Annotated in this window: 22 protein-coding genes and 1 pseudogene; 7 read left to right on the forward strand and 16 right to left on the reverse strand. The window is 68.2% G+C overall.

The genetic code is table 11. The annotated features are described in order from the left end of the window. The 3 genes from ACFQEU_RS01145 to ACFQEU_RS01155 form a co-directional block, all read right to left on the reverse strand. Positions 1–380 (reverse strand): MOSC domain-containing protein (locus tag ACFQEU_RS01145; RefSeq protein WP_379778389.1); only part of this gene is annotated, 380 nt, incomplete at its 3' end. 38 nt (positions 381–418) lie between these two features. Then, positions 419–802, reverse strand: a complete 384-nt coding sequence (locus ACFQEU_RS01150; protein ID WP_379778390.1) for a hypothetical protein — start codon at positions 800–802, stop codon at positions 419–421. Between the two features lie 58 nt (positions 803–860). Beyond that, positions 861–1,784 carry a PLP-dependent cysteine synthase family protein gene (locus ACFQEU_RS01155; protein ID WP_379778391.1) on the reverse strand — a complete coding sequence of 308 codons (924 nt, stop codon included), beginning with the start codon at positions 1,782–1,784 and terminating at the stop codon, positions 861–863. 195 nt (positions 1,785–1,979) lie between these two features. On the opposite strand from ACFQEU_RS01155, the gene ACFQEU_RS01160 reads away from it, so the two are divergent. Further along, complete coding sequence (locus ACFQEU_RS01160) at positions 1,980–2,363, forward strand: thioredoxin (RefSeq protein WP_379778392.1); 384 nt, start codon at positions 1,980–1,982, stop codon at positions 2,361–2,363. A 322-nt stretch (positions 2,364–2,685) separates the two neighbouring features. Here ACFQEU_RS01160 and fer read toward each other — a convergent pair whose 3' ends face one another. Further along, positions 2,686–3,486: a ferredoxin Fer gene (gene fer / locus ACFQEU_RS01165; RefSeq protein WP_379778393.1), complete on the reverse strand. Its 801-nt coding sequence runs from the start codon at positions 3,484–3,486 to the stop codon at positions 2,686–2,688. Between the two features lie 139 nt (positions 3,487–3,625). Here fer and ACFQEU_RS01170 point away from each other — a divergent pair, with 139 nt between their 5' ends. After that, positions 3,626–4,996, forward strand: a complete 1,371-nt coding sequence (locus ACFQEU_RS01170) for a geranylgeranyl reductase family protein (protein WP_379778394.1) — start codon at positions 3,626–3,628, stop codon at positions 4,994–4,996. Positions 4,997–5,018: 22 nt separating this feature from the next. On the opposite strand, the gene ACFQEU_RS01175 is transcribed toward ACFQEU_RS01170, so the two are convergent. The 6 genes and pseudogenes from ACFQEU_RS01175 to ACFQEU_RS01200 form a co-directional block, all read right to left on the reverse strand. After that, entirely contained in the window at positions 5,019–5,327 is a 309-nt protein-coding gene (locus ACFQEU_RS01175) for a DUF8036 family membrane protein (protein ID WP_379778396.1), read from the reverse strand. Between the two features lie 31 nt (positions 5,328–5,358). Beyond that, positions 5,359–5,637, reverse strand: coding sequence for a winged helix-turn-helix domain-containing protein (locus ACFQEU_RS01180; RefSeq protein ID WP_379778397.1), 279 nt, complete (start codon positions 5,635–5,637; stop codon positions 5,359–5,361). A gap of 98 nt (positions 5,638–5,735) precedes the next feature. Beyond that, positions 5,736–6,182: a halocyanin domain-containing protein gene (locus ACFQEU_RS01185; protein ID WP_379778446.1), complete on the reverse strand. Its 447-nt coding sequence runs from the start codon at positions 6,180–6,182 to the stop codon at positions 5,736–5,738. Further along, positions 6,174–6,902 (reverse strand): annotated as a pseudogene (locus tag ACFQEU_RS01190) (DUF4397 domain-containing protein); the annotation flags it as partial. The gene ACFQEU_RS01185 and the pseudogene ACFQEU_RS01190, both read right to left, overlap by 9 nt. Before the next feature lie 247 nt (positions 6,903–7,149). Further along, positions 7,150–8,436: an amidohydrolase gene (locus tag ACFQEU_RS01195; RefSeq protein ID WP_379778398.1), complete on the reverse strand. Its 1,287-nt coding sequence runs from the start codon at positions 8,434–8,436 to the stop codon at positions 7,150–7,152. A 121-nt stretch (positions 8,437–8,557) separates the two neighbouring features. Further along, positions 8,558–8,890: a 30S ribosomal protein S10 gene (locus ACFQEU_RS01200; protein WP_379778400.1), complete on the reverse strand. Its 333-nt coding sequence runs from the start codon at positions 8,888–8,890 to the stop codon at positions 8,558–8,560. Positions 8,891–9,081: 191 nt separating this feature from the next. Between ACFQEU_RS01200 and ACFQEU_RS01205 the strand changes: the two genes are divergently transcribed. Together ACFQEU_RS01205 and ACFQEU_RS01210 are read left to right on the forward strand one after the other, a co-directional pair. Then, positions 9,082–9,528 (forward strand): bis(5'-nucleosyl)-tetraphosphatase, encoded by a 447-nt coding sequence (locus tag ACFQEU_RS01205; RefSeq protein ID WP_379778402.1) that lies wholly within the window; start codon positions 9,082–9,084, stop codon positions 9,526–9,528. A gap of 43 nt (positions 9,529–9,571) precedes the next feature. Continuing rightward, positions 9,572–10,636 carry a DUF5787 family protein gene (locus tag ACFQEU_RS01210; protein WP_379778404.1) on the forward strand — a complete coding sequence of 355 codons (1,065 nt, stop codon included), beginning with the start codon at positions 9,572–9,574 and terminating at the stop codon, positions 10,634–10,636. Positions 10,637–10,709: 73 nt separating this feature from the next. On the opposite strand, the gene ACFQEU_RS01215 is transcribed toward ACFQEU_RS01210, so the two are convergent. Further along, positions 10,710–13,781 carry an FAD-binding and (Fe-S)-binding domain-containing protein gene (locus ACFQEU_RS01215; protein ID WP_379778406.1) on the reverse strand — a complete coding sequence of 1,024 codons (3,072 nt, stop codon included), beginning with the start codon at positions 13,779–13,781 and terminating at the stop codon, positions 10,710–10,712. 129 nt (positions 13,782–13,910) lie between these two features. On the opposite strand from ACFQEU_RS01215, the gene ACFQEU_RS01220 reads away from it, so the two are divergent. From ACFQEU_RS01220 to ACFQEU_RS01230, 3 genes are all read left to right on the forward strand, one after another. Continuing rightward, positions 13,911–14,447, forward strand: coding sequence for an LUD domain-containing protein (locus ACFQEU_RS01220; RefSeq protein ID WP_379778408.1), 537 nt, complete (start codon positions 13,911–13,913; stop codon positions 14,445–14,447). Then, entirely contained in the window at positions 14,440–16,668 is a 2,229-nt protein-coding gene (locus tag ACFQEU_RS01225) for an LUD domain-containing protein (protein WP_379778410.1), read from the forward strand. Before ACFQEU_RS01220 ends, ACFQEU_RS01225 begins: the two co-directional genes overlap by 8 nt. Positions 16,669–16,796: 128 nt before the next feature. Continuing rightward, complete coding sequence (locus ACFQEU_RS01230; RefSeq protein WP_379778412.1) at positions 16,797–17,108, forward strand: PRC-barrel domain-containing protein; 312 nt, start codon at positions 16,797–16,799, stop codon at positions 17,106–17,108. 31 nt (positions 17,109–17,139) lie between these two features. Here ACFQEU_RS01230 and ACFQEU_RS01235 read toward each other — a convergent pair whose 3' ends face one another. The 5 genes from ACFQEU_RS01235 to ACFQEU_RS01255 all read right to left on the reverse strand — a co-directional run bounded on the left by ACFQEU_RS01235 (position 17,140) and on the right by ACFQEU_RS01255 (position 19,343). After that, positions 17,140–17,466, reverse strand: coding sequence for a DUF5789 family protein (locus tag ACFQEU_RS01235; RefSeq protein WP_379778414.1), 327 nt, complete (start codon positions 17,464–17,466; stop codon positions 17,140–17,142). A gap of 90 nt (positions 17,467–17,556) precedes the next feature. Further along, positions 17,557–17,973, reverse strand: coding sequence for an MPN domain-containing protein (locus ACFQEU_RS01240; protein WP_379778416.1), 417 nt, complete (start codon positions 17,971–17,973; stop codon positions 17,557–17,559). A gap of 56 nt (positions 17,974–18,029) precedes the next feature. Next, positions 18,030–18,728 (reverse strand): hypothetical protein, encoded by a 699-nt coding sequence (locus ACFQEU_RS01245; protein ID WP_379778418.1) that lies wholly within the window; start codon positions 18,726–18,728, stop codon positions 18,030–18,032. 88 nt (positions 18,729–18,816) lie between these two features. Beyond that, positions 18,817–19,032, reverse strand: a complete 216-nt coding sequence (locus ACFQEU_RS01250) for a hypothetical protein (protein WP_379778420.1) — start codon at positions 19,030–19,032, stop codon at positions 18,817–18,819. 44 nt (positions 19,033–19,076) lie between these two features. Further along, positions 19,077–19,343: a hypothetical protein gene (locus ACFQEU_RS01255; protein WP_379778422.1), complete on the reverse strand. Its 267-nt coding sequence runs from the start codon at positions 19,341–19,343 to the stop codon at positions 19,077–19,079. Positions 19,344–19,391 lie beyond the last annotated feature (48 nt).

Raw genomic sequence — 19,391 nt, forward strand, 5'->3', positions numbered from 1 at the left:
GCCCCGGCGAGCGCTTCGACGTGTGCACACGGCGGTCGGCGGCGTGTCGGTCGGACCAGCGCGTCGCCGATCCGCACCTCCGCGTCGAGGAGGTCGTCCATCCCCTCACCGAACCCGCGGACGACGATGTTCCGACGGTGTCGCCCGTCGGAGACGTCGATCCCCGTCTCCTCGCGAACCGCGGCTATCGCCTCGGCCGCGACGAGCGTGACCGCGCAGGCGTCGAGCTGGAAGTGGCCGTCACCGCGGCAGTAGCGGTCACCGTCGACCCCGCCGTCGACGATCGCTACCCGCGGTTTCGGCTCCGGATCCGCGCCGCTCTCGGACGCGACGAACAGACTCTCGACGGCTCCGTCGTCCTCTTCGACTTTCCCGCTCATCGTCCCACCGTCATCGTCCCGTGGTCCGCCTCCCACCGTCATCGTCTCGTCGAGTCACCCAACAGGTTCGGGTCCGCGGGTTTCAGCCACTCGCGGTGCGCGTAGTATACCGCGGCGACGGGTGGGGCGAACAGCGCAACGAGTGCGTAAAGCCACTTGAACAGGCCGAAATCGGCGACCCCCCGCTCGCCGAGCGACAGCGCGTCGAGTAGGATCGCCGCGGTCGCCAGCGGTGCGAGGATGTACGCGTGGGTGAACCCAACGACGGCACCGGCGGGAGTGCCGGCCTCCAACAGCAGCCAGTCGAGCGCGTAGAGGACGGTCCAGCCGCCGACGGCGACCGCGAGAACGCGGAGCCAGGGGCCGTCGAACCGACGATCGGGTCCGTCCGCCTCCCGGGTTGCGGTTGCGTGCGTGCTCACGGGTTCTATCGGGGTCGCGTCGTATTGAAAGGCAGGATGCGGGCGACGGAGTGCCCGCTCATTCCGGGAGGTCGAACGTCCCCGCCGAGAGGTACCGCTCGCCGCTGTCCCAGAAGACGGTGACGACGAGCGGCTCCGTCCCCGCGTACTCGCCCGCGTCCCGGAGGTCGGCCGCGACCCGTTTCGCGGCGAGGTTCGATCCCGCGGAGGACTGGCCGACGAGGATCCCTTCCTCGCGGGCGAGCCGGCGGCACTCCGACTCCGCCTCGCCGAGCTCGACGGTGTGGATCGCGTCGAGGAGGTCGGTGTCGAGGTTGTCGGCGACGAACCCCGGCCCCATCCCCTGGAACGCGTCCTCGCCCGGCGGGTCGCCGGAAAGGACTGCGTTGTCGGCGGGCTCGACCGCGTGGATCCGGAGGTCGGGGAACGCCTCGCGAAGGCGTCGGCCGATCCCGGTGATCGTGCCGCCGGTTCCGACGCCGGCGACGAGCGCGTCGACCTGACGGTCGTCGACCTGATCGAGGATCTCCGGGCCGGTCGTCTCGTAGTGTGCGCGGGGGTTCGCGGGGTTCTCGAACTGGTGAAGCTGGACCATCCCGTTCTCGCGTTCGAGCTCGTCCGCTCTGGCTCTCGCCGCGGAGATGTCGCCGTCGACGAGCTCGACGCTCGCGCCATACGCGCGCATCAACCGGCGTCGCTCCCGCGACTTCCCCTCGGGCATCACCAGCGTGACGTCGTACCCCTTGGCCGCGCCGACCATCGCTAACCCGATCCCGGTGTTGCCGGAGGTCGGCTCGACGATCCCGTCGCCCGGTTGGAGCGACCCGTCGCGCTCCGCCGCCTCGACCATGTAGAGCGCCGGTCGGTCCTTCGCGGACCCACCCGGGTTTCGCGACTCGACCTTGGCCGCGACCGTCGTTCCCGGCGGCGAGTCGACTCGCACCAGCGGCGAGCCGAGCCCCTCCAGGATGTCCTCGTCCATCGAGCTTCGAGAGGGGCCGGCGACTCAAATGCCCCGCGGACGGCGGCAAACGCCGCCGGTCGGTTTCGATCCGGATCGGTCGTTCGCTTTGGCTGCCCGGTTGGGTCTCCGGCTCGGACCCGCCGCGGCTCCCGAGGCCCGGCCATCGTCGCCGCCGCCGCGCCGTTAATACCGCTCGCCCACGTAGATGGGCCTATGACGCTACAAACGCTCGATCCCGACCCGTCAGTCGACCCGGACTCCTTCGACCAGTCCGTGCTGGACGCGCTGGCCGGCGACTACCGGTTCAAGGTGTGGGGCGGCGACTGGTGTATCGACTGCAAACAGCAGCTGCCCGCTTTCGGAGCGGCGCTCGCCGCCGCCGGCGTCCCGGACGACCGGATCGAATCGTTCCCCGTGACGAAGGGGCCGTCCGGCAAGGAAGGTCCGGGCGTCGACGCGTACGGGGTCGAACTCATCCCCACCGTCGTCGTCGAGACGCCCGACGGCACGGAGGTGGCCCGGTTCGTCGAGGAGGCCGAGGGAAGCATCGCCGAGGCGCTCGCCGCCGAGCTCGCCGACGCCGAAGCGACTATTTAACTACGCCTCAGGAGGCGTTCGCGACTATTTATATACCGTTCGGCGGAGTTCGCGACTACTTATATACCGTTCAGCGGCGTCCGACACCGACCGAATACCTGATCGAAGGACGGATCGAGTGGTGACGGGGACGTGAGACTCGCTGTGATCGTGTCGCTGGCGGACGAGCACCGATCGTACACCCTCGACAGCCAACTGGCCGTGTATTTATATACTATCTATACCCCTGTTTCAGGGTACTTATATACTATATAAGGTACTGAGTCCGAGCGACCGCCCGCCGCCGACCGCGTTGTCCGCGCGGTCGCCACTATCCCCGCCCCTACGCTGAGGGTTCCGCCCCGTCCATCGGCGAGGGGAGCCGGAGGTCGGCGAACTCCTTGAGGTCCCCCACACCGGTCACGATCTGGACCTCGTCGGTGACCGGGACGCCGACGCAGGCCAACCGGGCGTTCGTCTCGCGGATCTGCTCGTCGGAGAGTATCGACTGCCCCGGCATCGCCACGTCGCCGTCGACGACGAGGACCGCGCAGTTCGAACACGCCCCGCCGCGGCAAGCGTAGGGCCAGGACCGCCCGCCGCGTTCGGCCGCCTCCAGGATCGACTCGTCCTCTTCGACGAGGAACCGACCGTACTCCGGGAGGTCGAGAGCCGACTCGGCCGCCTTCTCGAAGAGGTCGGGGTCGTCGAGCGACCAGCCGCGCTCCGCGAGCGCGTCGTACGAGAGGTGATACACCGTCGACGGTGACCCGGTCGTCAGCGGTTCGACGGAGCCGACCGCGTACCGTCGGATCACGTCGGCGGCCTCGGGAACGGGACGATCGCCGAGCCCGTCGAACCAGTCGACCACGGTCGCCGTCGAGAGGTTCGACTCCGCCGCGACCGCCTCCATGTCGACACCCTCGCGGCGGGCGATCTCGGCGACGAACGACGGCGAGTCGATCGCGTCGACCGTCGCCGTCGCCTCCGCCGTCGACCAGCCGTACCACGCGGCCAGTTCGTCGACATCGATCCCCCTGTCGTGCGCGATCGCCGCCATGAGCGCTTCCGTCGTTCGAGCCTCACGGACCTCCGGGAGCCATTCGCGGAGCGTGTCGACGGCGACGTGGTCGAGCCCGGTCATACACGGACGGTAGCGCGGAACGCGCCTAAGCGACACCACTGACATGTAAAGTGAATCCGTTTTCGCCCGTATTCCGTCGGCCCGCGGAGGTCCGAAACGGGAGTAAAGAGTTTTGCCCCGGGACCGACAGGACACGACAATGAGTATCGACGAGTACGACGTCGTCGTGGCGGGGGCGGGAACCGCCGGGTGTTACGCCGCCGCGACGATGGCGAACGAGGGGCTCGACGTCGTCATCGTCGAGCGAAAGGACGCAGAGGAAGCGGGACACATCGCCTGCGGCGACGCGCTAAAGGGCGCGGATAACTTCCCGGACGCGATCCCAAAAGACCGGTTGGAACCCGCGTTCACGAACACGGGTGTCGACCACGGCCGGTTCGAGATCCCACAGGAAGACACGGTCCTCGAGATCCCGGTCCCGGGCGAGCTCGCGGTCATCGACCGCTGGGAGTACGGCCGTCGGATCATCGAGGGCGCGTCGGACGCCGGCGTCGAGTTCCACTACGACACGGTGATCAACGACGTGATCCAGACCGACGACGGCCGAGTGACCGGGCTGAAGGCCGCCCGGAAGGGCGATCCGGTGACGTACGAGGCAGACCTCGTCATCGACGGCGCGGGGTCGCTGTCGGTGTTACAGGACAAAGCGGAGTTCGAGGGCTCGACGTTCGACACCAACGTCCGCTACTCGCAGTTCTGTTCGGCCTACCGGGAAGTCGTCGAGGTGCCGGAGCCGGTCGAGTGGGACGACGCGCTCGTGTTCAAGGCGACCGACCGCGCCGCGGGGTACCTCTGGTACTTCCCGCGAACGAGCACGGAGATCAACGTCGGCCTCGGCTTCCAGATGAACGAGGAGCCGATGCAGCTCGTCGAGGCGCTGAAACGTGACCTCCGGAACCGGCCCGAGTTCGACGGCGCGGAGGTGAAAGACAAGCTCGGGGCGGCGCTCCCCACGCGCCGACCCTACGACTCGGCGGTCGCACCGGGGTACATGGCGGTCGGCGACGCCGCGGGGCACGTCAACCCGACGACGGGTGGCGGGATCGCCGGGGCCGCGTACGCGGGGAAGTACGCCGGCGAACAGGCGGTGAAGGCGGTCTCCGACGGCGACGTCAGCGAGGAGAACCTCTGGCGGTACAACAAGCGAGTAATGGACCACTTCGGCGGCCGGTACGCCGGCCTCGACGTGTACAACGTCCTCGCGACCGCGGTCGACGTCGACGACCTGATGGGCCTGCTCGCGTCGCTTCCCGGCGAGAAGCTCGCGGAAGCGCTGTACGAGGGGTCGACCTCGATGTCGTTCGGCCTGAAGCTGAAAGCCGCGGTCCAGAGCTTCGGCTACTGGGGGACGATCCGGAACTTCTATCAGACGAAGTCGCTGGCGGACGAGCTGCTCGACCACTACGACTCGTATCCGACGAGCCCCGCCGCGATGGCGAGGTGGACTGACGAGCGCGACGCGGTGATGGATCGGATCTACGAGACGACGGGCGCGGACCCGAAGTACTGACTCCGGACACCCGGTCGGTCCCCTAATCCCACGTCACCCACAACAGGAACGCGAGCGCGACGGTCTGAAAGACGTGGATGACGATGTTCGCTCGCCACGCCAGCGGCGGCATGTCGGTGGCGAACCACACCGCCAACACCGGGTGAAACAGGTAGAAGTACAGCGAGAGCGCGTTCTGTGCGAGCAGAAGGACGCCGAACAGCGCCAGTCCGATCGTGTGTTTCGACCGGAACGAGAGGTAGTTCCGGGCCCACACCCACGTAAGCCCCAGCAGCATCACGACGTTCAGCGACACGCTGACGCGAGCGACGTCTATCCAGTCTACTACCATCCGTTCTCACTCTCCGTGCGTGTCGTCCCGATCATAGTGGTAATCCCTCCGCGATCTCCTCGACGAGATCCCAGTTCCGCTGTACCCCTTCGGTGGGGTAGTACACCGTTCCGTAGCCGTCGCCGGTGCGCGTGACCACGTCGTGTTCCCGGAGCACGTCGAGGTGATGGCGAACCGTCGTGTAGTCTAACTCCAGATGCTCCGCCAGTTGGTTCGCGTTCCGCGGACGTTCGTCGATCGCTCGTAGAATGCGGACGCGATTTGGGCCGCCCCGGGTTCCGGTAAGCACGTACCAGAGTACGGCCTCCATGAGTCACACGAGGTGCCGAATCCGCCTAAACCTACCGTCGGACGGAGCTCTTGCCGCCGGGATATCGGGCGCTCCATGGCACGGATGTGCGAGCCACCTCACTCGACGACTTCGATCGCGCCGAGCATTCCGGCACCCCGGTGCGGGGTACAGACGTACAGCTGGATGCCGTCATCGTCGAAGGACTGTTCGAACACCTCGCCCGGGTCGTCAACGGTGTCGCCGCTGTCGAAGTCCGAGGACGAGTCCTCGGTGGACACGACGTTGTGTGCTCCGCCCTCACCGGTCCACTCCCAGCGAACCGTCGCGCCCGCGTCGATCCGGATCGCGGGCGGATCGAAGGCGAGCCCGTCGCCCGCACCGACGTCGACGACGACCTCGTCCTCTCCCGTGTGGTCCTCGATCGTGCCGTCGTACAGTCGGGCGTCCGCGAGGAAGTCGTCGATGGCGGCCGAGACATCTCCGCCCTCGTAGCTCGCGTCGACCGTCACTTCGAGGTCGAAGGACTCGGCGGCCGGTGCCGCGTCCGTGTCGAGATAGCCCACGGCGAACGCGGAGTAGACCGTCCCTGCGTCGGGGGAAAGCTCGAATGTCGCGACGACGTCGCCGTCGATGTCGGGGGTAGCGGGCCGGATTTCGAGTTCGTAGTCGTCAGCGGGGACCTCGACCGCTCCGGCGGCACCGAACGGAACGTCCTCGAAGAGCGGGTCACCGTCGACGGTCACGTCGACGTTCGGCGCGTCCGGCGCGGCGTGAACGAGCCTGATTCGGGCGTTCTCGCCCGGATCCGATCGGTCGTCCTCGAACACGTCGATCCCGAACGGCTGGTTCTCGTCGGCCAGTTCACCCAGCGCGGTAGCCGTGAACGACCCCGCCGGAAGGTCGACGCTCTCGTCGAAGACGACGGTTTCAGGGTCACTTGCGGCGGTTATCTCGATGGGGTACTCGCCGGCGGGCAGTTCGAGGTAGTCGCTAACGGCACGGAACGGGACGTCCTCGAGTACCGGATCGCCGGCGACGTACACGTCGACGTTGGGCGCGTCCGGCGAGAGGTGGGCGACGCGGAGCGCGGCGTCCGCCTCCTCGGATCCGTCTTCGGTGTCGTCCGCCGGTTCTTCGTCCATCCCGTCGTTCTCATCCACGGAACCGTCGTCGGGATCGGGATCGGTCTCGGGTTCGGGGTCGTCGGCACAGCCGGCGAGGGTTCCGACTATCGCGATCCCGCCGGCCGTCTTCAGTATCGTTCGCCGATCATACTTGGACATCTACGGGCGAACGGAGGGAGCCCCAGTTCATGAACTATTTCCGGGATTCGTCCGGGGTACGGCCCAGCTCACGCCGAACTCTCCCCGAAATTCGACCGGGATCTGAGCGAACCGTCGCTCGGATTGGACGGGCGTCATGACGCGGACGGGGCGATCCGGAACGAGGAAGATTGATCACGGGACGAGCGGATCGCCCTCGAGATCGGATCAGCGTCGGTCGGATCAGCGTTGGTCGGATCGGCGTCGGTCAGACCGGCGTCGCCGAGAGGCGCGTGATCGCCCCCGAGAGCACGTCGATCCCGACCCGTACGTCGTCCTCGACGACGTCGAACGTGCTGGTGTGGTGTCCGCCGGGGTGGTCGGTGCCGACGCCGACGTAGCAGGCGAGCCCGCCACGCTCCTGGACGCGTCGCATCAGATACGTGGCGTCCTCGGAGCCGCCGAGGTCCGCACGCTCGACGATCTCGGTCACGCCGGCGACGTCCCCGGCGGCCTCCCGGACAACGTCCGCGAGTTCGGCGTCGCTCTCCGCGGAGGGCGCTTCGCCCTTCGTCGACACGTCGACGTCGACGTCGTGCATCTCGGCGGCCGAGCGAAGTATCCGGTCGGCGTGATCGGACATGTGTGCGGCGAGCTCGGTGGTGCCGCCCCGCACCTCCCCCTCCACGTACGACTCCTCGGGGATGATGTTGGTCGCGGTGCCGCCGCCGACGAGCCCGGCGTTCACCCGGGTCGGGCCGTCGGCGTGCCGGGGAATGGCGTACAGGTTCTGGACCGCCGCCGCCATCGCCTGCACCGTGTTCCGTCCCTGCTCGGGTCGGGCACCCGCGTGTGCCGGCTCTCCCTCGAACTCCGCGAGGAAGTGGCGAACCGCCAGAAAGCCGTCGATCCCGCAGACGACCTCCCCGGAGGGGTGGTCGAGGCCGATGTGGACCGCATAAAAGTAGTCGACGTCGTCGAGGTGGCCGGAGTCGGCCATCGGCTTACCGCCCGAGACCTGCTCTTCGGACGGCTGGAAGAACACCTTGAGCGTGCCGGAAAAGTCACTGTCGAGAACCGCATCGAGTACCCCGAGACCGATGGTCGCGTGCGCGTCGTGACCACAGGCGTGCATGTACCCCTCGTTGCCGGAGCGGAACCCCTCGGCGGCCGGGACGTGACTACCGTCCGTCGACTCCGGTATCGGGAGTGCGTCGATGTCGACCCGGAGGCCGACCACGGGGCCCTCACCGCGCTCCGCGACCGCAACGCAGCCGGTGTAGCCGCCGGCGAGCGTTTCGAGGAGGGTGGGGTCCGCGCCCGCCTCGCGAGCGCGCTCGAACCACGTCTCCAGCTCGTCGTCGTCGGGGACGTTCATGCGCTCGTCGCCCGCGAGCGCGTCGGGACCGACGTGAAGCTCGGTGAGATCACGTGTTCGGAGCGCCTCGACGATCCGGGCGGTCGTGTAGAACTCACACCACGCGGGCTCGGGATGTCGGTGGAGATCACGCCGGAGCTCGCGGTACGGGTCGTCGAGAGAGACGGTGTCGCTCATACGACTGGGTGAGCCGGAGCGGACTTAAAAGATCGAGTGGCGGACGGAAACGCCGTCGAACCCACCGAGCCGGGATACGTCGTATCGTCGCTGTCCGGAGAGGGAGCCGTGTTGTCGCCGCTCAGTCCCGTCGATGCCCGAGTGGCTTCTTCCGATCGACCTCGACTTCGACGTGGATCGAGTCGGGGAAGTCGCGGGCGACGACGTCCCGCGCGATCTCGTCGGAGCCGTGGATCTCCATCGACCGCTTGTACACGTCGTACGACCACGGGGAGAACTCGTCGCCGGGGCGGAGGCGTTTGTACTGCGGCACGCGAACGGTCTCGGCCGGCGACGCGTGCGGGCCCTTACATTCGGTCCCTTTTCGTTCGAGGTCGGTTTTGAGCTCGGCCACCGTCTCGGCGAGGACGTCGCGGTCGCCGGAGGCGAAATCGAGTTTCGTGACGAACGTCATAGTTGGGAGATACGCGTGGGTGGTCGCCCGAGGCGTAAAAACGCATCTACCGGCACACGAGCGGGCCGGTGCTCGTTCGGAGTCAAATACCTCTCCGGGCGGGCCGCGCAGATCGGTCGAGAGTCCCGGAAACGGGCTGGGAACCGGCAAGTCCGACACCCTCTTTAGGGGTGGTTGCTTACCCGAGGGTAATGACGGTCGAAGCGACAAGCGCTGGAGCCATCCTCTTCCGCGACGCCCGCGGCGAACGGGAGTACTTGCTCCTGAAGAGCCGACCGGGGGACTGGGAGTTCCCCAAAGGCGGTATCGAGGGGGACGAGGAGCTCCAGCAGACGGCGATCAGGGAGGTGTCGGAGGAGGCCGGAATCGAGGACTTCCGGCTCATCGACGGCTTCCGCCAGGAGTACGACTACGTCTTCGAGGCGGGCGGGAAGACGATCCACAAAACGGTTCACCTGTTCATCGCGCGGTCGTTCGAGGCCAGCGCCGAGCTCTCAAAGGAGCACCGCGACCTCCAGTGGCGCGACTACGAACAGGCGATCAACACGATCACCCAAGACGGGCCCAGAGATATCTTAGAGGAGGCACACGACTACCTCGACGAGCTTCAAGAGGAGGCCGACGGCGACTACGTCTGAAGGGCCGAACGGTCCTTCGACGACACCTCGCAACCCACCCATCGTGATCCTCGACGCCGAGTTCGGGTACGAGCTGCTCGTCTGCCGGTTCGCCGAGCTGGCGTGGCGGCCCGACGGGGACCCACGACCTGCGATCGTCTCCAGACAGCTCGGAACCCGTGAGCGACGGTGGGACACGGTGGTGATCGAAGTCGACCCCGCGGCGTTCGCGGCTCGCAGACGCTTCGGCGAGCGCGCGCTCGACTCCGACCTCCTCCACGTCGTGCGGGGTGCGCCGGCCGAGTGGGCGTGGTATCGTGACGCGCTCCCCGACCCCGGCTATCCGTGGCGCTACGTCCGGCAGGCGGTCCATCGCGCTGCCGACCGCGACCTGATCGAGACGCGCCGCCGCGGGAACCGGATCGAGCTCCGTCGACATCGGCCATACCCCGACTGGGTCGATCGGATCGTCGCGATCGAGAACAAACCCGATCTCGATCGGTCTGCGGCCGACGCGCTCGCCGACCAGCTCGCCCACGACGTCGAGGCGGGACTCGCTGACGAGGTGTGGCTCGCGACGGAGACGACCGGAGAGCGTGTCGAACCCGCACTCCTCCGGTCCATGCCCGTCGAGGCCGGGATCTTGACGACGCGATTCGGCCCGGCCGGCCGAACGGGAGTCGACGGCGACAGCGAGGGGACGACGGAGGATCCCGTCGTCGACCGTGACGCCGCCACGGTCGACTGGTTACCGAGCGAGCTCGCGCCGACGGGTTCGGCGGGCCGCGATGCGGAGACCGTCACCCGACGCCTCGAGATCGCCGAGCGCGCCTACGGCAAGGGCTGGCGGTCGTATCACGAGACGATGCGCCCCGACTGTCGACACTTCGCGCTCCGGCGGGCGGGTCGCGGGCTGGTTCCATACTGTGGAGCCAAGGATCGATGTCCGACGGACCGGGAGTGCGCCGGGTCCTGTCCGTCGTTCTCGCCGGAGCCACCCGCGTGGCGGACGAAGGGCTGGCCGATCGAAGGCGGTCCGGGGAAGGGGATGCAACGACTCCTCGACCGTCGACGGGAGCGAGCGTGGGACCGGATCGCTCCGTCCGCCGGCGACGGCAGGACGGAGTAGCGGGTCGGAACCCGCTGACCGAACCGGTCTCCCCGCTCGCTCCCGTGCATCCGACGACCGGTGAGATCCCGGCTCAGGCCAGCGCCGCGGCCAGCTTCTCGACCGGGTGTGGCGGCTCCTCGTCCGCGCCGTCGCGCTCCTTCAGTTGGCTGCTACAGGACGCGCCGGGCGCGACGACGGTGTCGCCGTCGCTCTCGTCGACCTGATCGAAGAGGATCGAGCCGATCGCCGTGCTCATCGAGTAGTGTTCCGCCTCGTACCCGAACGAGCCGGCCATCCCGCAACAGGTCGAGTCGAGCGGATCGACCCCGTAGCCGGCGCGGCGGAGCACGCCGACCGCGTGGTGGTCCTTCTTCGTCGCCTTCTGGTGGCAGTGGCCGTGATAGGTGAGCGTCTCGCCGGGCGCGTCGAAGTCGAGCCCTTCGTCCAGTCGAAGCGCGTCGACGTACTCCATGACGCCGTAGGTGTTCTCCGCGAGCGCCTCGACGTCGGAATCCGGCACGTCGCTCGCGTCGCCCCCGAGGAGGTCGTGGTAGTCGGACTGGAGCATCACGGCGTCGGAGGGTTCGACGACGACGACATCCCAGCCGGCCTCGACGTCGGGCGCGAGCGTCTCGGCCGTGTCGCGGGCGGTGGCGCGCGACCGGTCGATCAACCCCTTCGAGTGTGGGGGTCGTCCGCTGCCGGTCACGTCGGGGATCCGCACGTGACAGTTCGCGGCCTCCAACACCCGCACCGCGGCCTTCCCCGCGCCCGGGTTCGTGTAGGTCGTGTACACGTCGGGGAACAACAGCACGTCGCGGTCGGCGGCGGCACGCGACACCCCTGGGCCGCCGCGGGCGTCGAACCAGTCGATCAGGCTCTCCGAGCGGAACGTCGGCAGGTCGCGCTCGCTGGCGATGCCGAGCGTCCGCTCCAAGAGCGTCCCCATCCCGGGGATCTTCCCGGGGAGGTTCGACAACGGCGCGAACCGCGAGCCGAGCGGCGCGAGGCGTTCGAACTCGCCTAGCAGGCGGGTGCGGAGATCGACGCCGTGCTCCTCGTGGTGGGCGTGTTCCACCTCGGTCTTCAGCTTCGCCATGTCGACGCCGCTGGGGCAGTCCTTCGCACAGCCCTTACAGCCCACACAGAGGTCCATCACTTCCGTGACGAACTCGTCGTTCGTTGGGTCGTCGGGGAGCTCGCCGGAGATGGCACCACGGAGGGCGTTCGCCCGTCCCCGCGTCGACTGGATCTCCTCCTCGGCGGCACGGTAGGTCGGGCACATCACGCCGCCGGTCGTCGACTGCGGCCCGCGACAGCCGCCACAGCCGTGACAGAGCTCGACCATCCCCTGCATCCCGTTCTCGTTCGCCCACTCGAGTGCGGGGTCGAATCCCGGGTCCGCCTCGTACTCGGAATCGAAGCGGAGGTGCTCAGTCATGTCGAAATCGCCGCAGACGTTGCCGGTATTGAGCAGCCACTCGGGGTCGAACGCGGTTTTCAGGTCCCGGAACGCGTCCCAGAGGTCGTCGCCGTACAGCTTCCGATTCCACTGTGTCCGTGCGCGACCGTCTCCGTGTTCGCCCGACACCGACCCGCCGAACCGCACGACTGCGTCCGTCACTCGGTCGGCGATCTCGGCCATCGTCTCGACCCCCTCGACTTCCTTCGTGTTGATCAGCGGTCGGATGTGGAGCACTCCCGGGCCGGCGTGTGCGTAGAACGACGCGAACGTGTCGTTGTCGGCCAGGATCTCCTGGAACTCCCGGGTGTACTCCGGGAGGTGTTCGGGCGGGATCGCACAGTCTTCGATGAAGGCGATGTGTTTCTCGTCGGTGGTCCGCGACAGGAGGATCGGGAGCCCCGATTTGCGCATCTTCCAGAACCGGTCGCGCTCGTCGGCGTCGTGTGCTTCCATCGCGTCCACCGCGCGGCGCGGTTGGTCAGTCGTCTCCGCGGCGCCCGGTTCCGGATCCCCGATCGTCATCCCGCCGTCAGCGGCCCCGGTGACGCGGTCGGCGACCAACCTCGCGACCTTCGACCGGCCGTCGGCGTCGTCCTCGGCGTAGAACTCGACGAGGAGAACGGAGTCGGTTCCCTCGGGCAGCATCGCGACCACGTCAGCGAACTCCGTCGTGTCGGCGGCTAGCCCGAGCAACACGTCGTCCATCACCTCGACCGCGGCGGGGTCGTGTTCGAGGATCGGCGCGACGTCCTCCATCGCGTCCAGCAGGTCGTCGTATGTGAGCAACGCCACGGCCTTCGTCTCGGGCACCTCGACGAGCGACACCGTCGCCTCCGTGACGGTCGCGAGCGTCCCCTCGCTGCCGGCCATGAGCCGGCCGAGGTTCACTACTCCCTCCTCCCCGTACTCCCCGCGGTACTCCGCGAGCAGTCGGTCGAGGTTGTACCCGGAGACGTTGCGTTTCATTTCGGGGAATCGGTCGTCGATCGCGCCCGCCTCCTCGTCCAGGATCCGGACGATTTCGGCGTGGATCCGCGGGAGCAGGTCTTCGGCGTCCGGGTCCGCGGACTCGCGGAGCGTCTCGACCGCGACCTCACCGAACGTCGTTACCGTTCCGTCGGCCAACACGGCCTCCACCTCCTCGATGTAGTGGTCGGTCTTGCCGTACTTCAGCGAGTGCGCCCCGGTAGTGTTGTTGCCGATCGCGCCGCCGAGGGCGGATTTGTCCCGCCAGGCGGGGTCGGGTGCGAACTTCAATCCCGCGTCGGCGACCGCGGCGTTGAGGTCGCCGAGGTACGCGCCGGCCTCCGCGCGGGCGGTTCGAGCGTCGGGGTCGGCGTCGAGTATCGCGTCCATCTCCCGCGTGAGATCGAGTACGACCGCCTCGTTGACGGTCTGTCCTGCCAGCGACGTGCCGCCACCGCGGGGTAACACCGGGATCCCCTCGGCGAAACAGTACCCGTGGACTGCAGCGACGTCGGCCGTCGACTCCGGGAACACGACGCCGATCGGGGTCACCTCGTACGCCGATGCATCGGTCGCGTACAGCCGCCGCGAGTAGTCGTCGAACCGCACCTCCCCCGCGACCCGCCGATCGAGCGCGTCGACGAGGTCCGGCCGTTCCGTCTCCCCACCGGTGTAGTCGAAATCGCCACCGTCCAGTGGATCCGGCGCTGACTCCGATCCGTGTGTCGCCATGAGAGACTCTCACGGGCGAACCGATAAAAGCGCGTGGGGGCATCCCCGGCTCTCGGGGATCCGAACGCCAACATCCGACCGAGCGGGAACCGACGCAAGAGCCAAATACTCGCCGTCGGTGGACCAGCTATGTCACTCGCCGACGTCGGCACGTTCACACGCCGACTCGATGACCTCGGTGTGACCGTCTCCGAGGGCCGGCCGGATGAGTGTGCGGAACTGGTGAACGCGGCTGCGGGATCGCCCGCAGTCGGCGTGCCGCTCGACGTTCCGGCGGCGTCGCTGCCGGACCGCGTCGACGTCGCGCCCACCGCCGAGGACCTCCGTGCGGCTCACACCGGCGTCACCGGGGCGTCGCTCGCGATCGCCGAGTACGGGAGCGTCGCGATCGAGGCCGACGCCGACGGCACCGAACCCGTGAGCCTGTTCGTCGATCGCCACGTCGTCGTCGTCCACGCGGACGACTTGGTCGTGGACATGCCGGACGCGTTCGCTTGGCTCGGCCCCCGCGCTCGCGACGACGGCACCGATGTCGTGTTCGCCACCGGCCCGAGCGCCACGGCGGACATGGGCGGGTTGGTTCACGGCGCTCACGGCCCGAAGTCGGTCCACGTGGTGTTGCTTCGGGACGGTGACGACCGAACGGACGGTGACGCCGATGCGTAGCGACACCGATCGAGCGGCTCGGCTCCGCGATCTGATGGCGACCGAGGGTGACGCGGTCGGCGAGAACACCCGCGGATTCAACGCGGGGCGGTACGAGTCTACTGCCCGACTCGACGACTACGAGGCGCTGAAAGCAGAGGCGCGCTCGATCAAGGAGGACGCGGTCGAGCGACTCCCCGCGCTCATCGACCGGGTGACGGAGCGCGTCGAGGCCAACGGCGGGACCGTCTACCTCGCCGACGACGCGGCCGACGCGAACCGGTACATCCGGGAGGTCGTCGCCGACCGCGATGCCGACCGGGTGGCCAAATCGAAATCGATGACCTCCGAGGAGATCGAGGTGAACGAGGCGCTGGAGGCAGACGGCGTCGACGTCGTCGAGACCGACCTCGGCGAGTGGGTGCTCCAGCTCGCCGACGAGGCCCCCTCGCATATCGTCGCGCCGGCGATCCACAAGTCGCGCGAGGCGGTCGCCGAGCTGTTCGCCGAGCGATTCGATCCGGACGACCCGCCCGAGACGGCCGAGGAGCTCACGGCCTTCGCCCGCGAGCGACTCGGCGAGCTGATCGAGGGCGCGGACGTCGGGATGACCGGCGCGAACTTCATCGCGGCCGACTCCGGCACCCTGCTGCTCGTCACGAGCGAGGGCAACGCCCGGAAGACCGTGACCGCCACGGACACCCACGTCGCGGTCGCGGGCGTGGAGAAAGTGGTGCCGACCGTCGAGGAGTTCGCCCCGTTCGTCGAGCTGATCGGCCGGTCGGGGACCGGGCAGGACGTGACTTCGTACATCTCGACGCTGACGCCGCCGGTCGGGTCGCCGGTCCCGACGTTCGACACCGGCGACGCCGGCGACGAACCCCCTCTCGCCGACGGCTCCGCGCAAGACCGATCGTTCCACCTCGTGTTGATCGACAACGGCCGCATGGCGATGCGCGAGGACGACGAACTACGGGAGACGCTGTACTGTATCCGCTGTTCCGCCTGCTCGAACGCCTGTGGCAACTTCCAGAGCGTTGGCGGTCACGCGTTCGGCGGGGAGACGTACTCCGGCGGTATCGCCACCGGCTGGGAGGCGGGGATCGAGGGGCTCGATGTCGCCGCCGAGTTCAACGATCTCTGTACAGGGTGTTCGCGATGTGTGCCAGCGTGTCCGGTCGGCATCGACATCCCGTGGATAAACACCGTCGTCCGCGACCGGGTCAACCGCGGAACGGTGTCGGCGGGACAGACGGACTGGCTGTTCGAGACGCTCGTCCCCGACGAGGAGCCGGCCGGTCTCGACCTCGGGACCCGGTTCGTCGGCAACTACTCGACGTTCGCGAAGTGGGGGAGCCGAACCGCGCCGGTCGCGAACCGGCTGGCGAACGCGCGTCCGGTACGGACCGTCCTCGAACGCGTCACAGGTATCGACCGTCGGCGCGAACTCCCCGCGTTCGCGAGCGAGTCGCTCGTCGACTGGTTCGAGACGCGCGGAGGGGCTGCGGTCCCGGCCGGGGCCGCAACCCGCGAGGCGGTCGTCTACCCGGACACCGCGACGAACTACTCGGACGTCGAGCGCGGGAAGGCGACGATCCGGGCGTTGGAGGCGCTCGGCATTCACGTCCGCGTCCCCGACCTCCCCGGGAGCGGGCGGCCGCCGCTCTCACAGGGGATGGTCGAAACCGCTCGTGCTGCCGCGGCGGACCTGTCCGACGGGATCGAACCGCACCTCGACGCCGGCCGCGACGTCGTCGTGATCGAGCCGAGCGACCTGGCGATGTTCCGACGTGAGTACGGGCGACTCCTCGACGAGGACGCACACGAGCGGCTGGCGGACGCCAGCTACGAGGTCATGGAATACGTGTTCGGCTTACTGGAGAACGAGGCGGAGCCGGATCGACTCCGGTCGCCCGGACCTGGCGACCATCCCGGCGTCGCCTATCACCCGCATTGTCAAGCCCGGACGGTCGGTGTCGGCGAGTACGCGACGGCGGTCATGGAGCGGCTCGGCTACGACGTGCGGACTTCCGACACGGAGTGTTGCGGAATGGCCGGCTCGTTCGGTTACAAGACAGACTACTACGAGCTCAGCATGGATGTCGGCGAGCCGATCCGCGACGACTTCGAGGGGACCGAGCGGGTCGTCGTCGCGTCCGGGACCTCCTGTGACGAACAGATCGGCGCGTTACTCGACGCGTCCCCACAGCATCCCGTCGAACTGGTCGCGCCGCCGAAATGACTGCGTAGCCGGCAGCCGGGGTCGCCCGTGCCGAACGCCGGGTCCTTCGAGGGGTGGGCGCGCGAGGTGTCAGACGCGCGTCGTTCGACAACGAACGCTTAATAGGCGCGCTCGTGACGATACTGGATATGAACCCTGCCCCCGAGGAGATCACGTCGCTGGTCGGCCGAGAGGTGTACTCGAACAACGGAATTTTCGTCGGTGAGATCGAGGACGTCCGCCTCGATCTCGACGCCCGCGCGGTCACCGGCCTCGCGCTCGCGGAGCTCAACCAAGAGCTGTTCGCAGGACACGCCGCCGGCAACACCGGCGTCATCGTTCCGTACCGCTGGGTGCGTGCGGTCGGCGACGTCGTGCTCGTCAACGACATCATCGAGCGGCTCGACACCGGACCACAGGAGGCAGAACCGGAAGCGGAAGCCGAACAACAGACGCCCTGAGCGTCCGCCGGGCCGTGGTTCGGGCCCGAACTCAGAAGGGAAGCGCGTCGCGTAGGTCGTCCAAGAACCCGCCGCTGCTTCGTCTCGCCTCATCGAACACTGGATACAGCGCGTCGAGCAGTTCGGTCTCGTTCTCGAACTGCGTTTGTGGAACCCGGTCCAGCGCCTCCGAGAGAACGATCGTTCGACCTTTCGCGTCGTACGGGACGGCCGGATCCCCGAGCGCGTCGACGACCTCCTCGGTCGTTGCCGGGAACGACACCTCCGCGTCCTCGATCCGGGCGTCGAGTGCGGCGATGCCGAACTCGATCGCCTCGGGCTCCGAGGATCCGCCGCCGCCGGGTGGCCGTGCTGCCATCGACGCCCTGTACTCTCCGGGTGGTCTTTAACCTCCGGTTCCTCGCTGACGGCCACCGCCGAGTGACCAGTACTCGGAAACGGACACCGCTCACTCGGGAACGGACTCCTCGGGCGGGACTGCATCGAGGACGACGAGCTCGATCCCGTCGCCCGCGCGGTCGAACGCCGCGACGTGGTCGTCGTCGTACGGCGGGACCGTGACGAGCACGATCGCCGCGAGGTCGTCCGTCTTCGAGAGCTCGAGCCGCCCGGTCGGATGCGAGAGGAACCGAGCTCGTCCCCGTCCCGCGGGCGTGCCGAGGTCCACCCCGAACACCGCGTTCACGGATCCGCCCACGTCGGCAAGGGTGAAGTGCGTCAACACCGGGGTCTGTGGATCGAGTCCGAGCTCCTCCTCGAACTCCCCGGCGCGCGTCGCCGACAGCTGGAGGTTCACCGCGGCCGGGTCGCGGTCGGCGGCGTGCTCGAGCAACACCGTCAGCAAGTCGCGCGTGACGTGGATCACGGGATCCGGTACGGTCCGTGGATATAAAAGCCCCGTCGCGGGGTAGCGGCGGCCGGTTACAACCCGATCGCCGTTCGGAGCGTCTTCGCGTACAGCCCAGGTGCCTTGCTTCGGGAACCGTTGAGAGCGGCTTCGATCGCCGCCGGCGCGTCGTCATGTACCCCGACACCGTGGCCGACGAGCACTCGGTCCGGTTCCAGCCCGCCGAGCGCGGCCCGGGGCGGGGTCAGTCGGAGCATCGGGTGGACTCCGAGCCGTTCACGGTCGCCGCGGAAGTACGCCGCGGAGCCGAGCGACTCGGGGACCACGAGTGTCTCCCCGTCGAACAGCCCGACCTCCTGCCACGGCGGGAGTGAGGAGTCGCGGATCCGGATCGTCTCGAAGCCGGAGTCGGCCAACCGACGCCCGAACCGGCGCACGGGGGCGTCGATCGCGTCCGCGACGCCCGTCATCCACTCCGGGACGTACACCGGGACGTCGTGTCTGGTCGCGACCTCGGCGGCGTCCCGTTTGTGTCTGTCGAGTCCGACGACGACGCCGGCGACGGAGCCGAACTCCGCGAGCAGCTCGTCCAGTCCCGGCGCGTCAAGGGGGTCGATCACCCACACGTCGTCCGCGTCTCCCTCCTCGTTAGGGACGGCGAGCGCGTGGCTCGCGCGTTCCATCGTCTCGCCGGGATACGCGATCCAGCCGACGCCGTCGTCGAAGCGGTCGATCTCGTGAAGCGACGCTTCACCGTCCTCCTTCAATCCCATGGGCTCCGTTCGAGCGGGAGCCATTTCAACCCGTCTCCCGTTCCGGACCGCGTTCGTAGCGGATAACGTTCGTACCGGTTCACGCCTGTCACCGACCGACGCGCCGCCGTCGTAACAGGCCGACGGCGTGGACCGCCCCGATGTACAGAGCTGCGATGGCGACCGCGAGGGCGATCCGATACCCTGGGCTCGACGGGCCGTACACCGCCGCCAGGAGGTAGGCGGCAGAACCGACGAGAAGCCCGTATCCGACCGTTCTGACTGGTCCCACCTCACCGAGTCGCTGTGGACCGGTCTCCGGCATAGGGGGGTCGACGGTGTCCGCGCGTATATATGAGGTGATCCGAGTCAGCGCACGACGACGAGCGACGGCGGGACCTCCGGTAGCGAGCCGAGTAGCGAGACGACGTAGTGGAGGAACACGCTCAACGCGACGAGCGAGAGGAGGAGGAGGAACACCAGCAGGACGCGCTCGTCGCTCCTGACGAGCGCTCGGGTGTCAGTGACGACGCGTCCACGGACGCGGACATCGCCAACGGGGTCATCGCCGACGGGGTGTCCACAGCCACGGGCGCCGGCAGCTATCCCGTCGCGTTCGGTCTCTCCCCCGTTCATCATCGGACGATAGACCGATCGCGGTTAAGAAAGTCGTGGTCGGTACCG

Source organism: Halorubrum tibetense (genome assembly GCF_042661865.1).
Lineage (GTDB): Archaea > Halobacteriota > Halobacteria > Halobacteriales > Haloferacaceae > Halorubrum > Halorubrum tibetense.